A 510-nucleotide genomic window follows, 5' to 3' on the forward strand; every position below is an offset into this window, starting at 1 on the left:
CAGCCCGGTCCACCTCGGCGGCGAAGCGCTCCAGGATGGGCGCGGGCGTGGTCGGCGCCGCCGCCGGTGCCGCCATCGTCGGGGCCAGCACGCCCTACTATGGCCGGGGCTACTACGGCGGCCGCGGCTACTATCGCGGCTGGTGAGGGTTGAGCGGGGCCAGCCCCGCTACTCCACCTTCGCGCCCGCGGGCGTGGTCGGCGCCGCCGCCGGTGCCGCCATCGTCGGGGCCAGCACGCCCTACTAGGGCCGGGGCTACTACGGCGGCCGCGGCTACTATCGCGGCTGGTGAGGGTTGAGCGGGGCCAGCCCCGCTACTCCACCTTCGCGCCGGACACCTGTACGACCCGGCGCCACTTCTCCAGCTCCACCCGCTGGAACCTCTCCGCCTCGGCGGCCGTGCCGCCCGCGGGCAGCGCGCCGACCGTGGCGAGGCGCTGGCGCACGTCGTCGCGGCTGACAGCCCGGTCCACCTCGGCGGCGAAGCGCTCCAGGATGGGCGCGGGCGTG

1 pseudogene is annotated in these 510 nt (G+C 76.5%); it reads right to left on the minus strand.

From position 1 onward, the window contains the following. Positions 1 to 314: 314 nt before the first annotated feature. A pseudogene (locus tag AC1DWF_RS38900) lies at positions 315 to 510 on the minus strand (tripartite tricarboxylate transporter substrate binding protein); the annotation flags it as partial.

The organism is Aminobacter sp. P4_D5 (genome assembly GCF_056401815.1).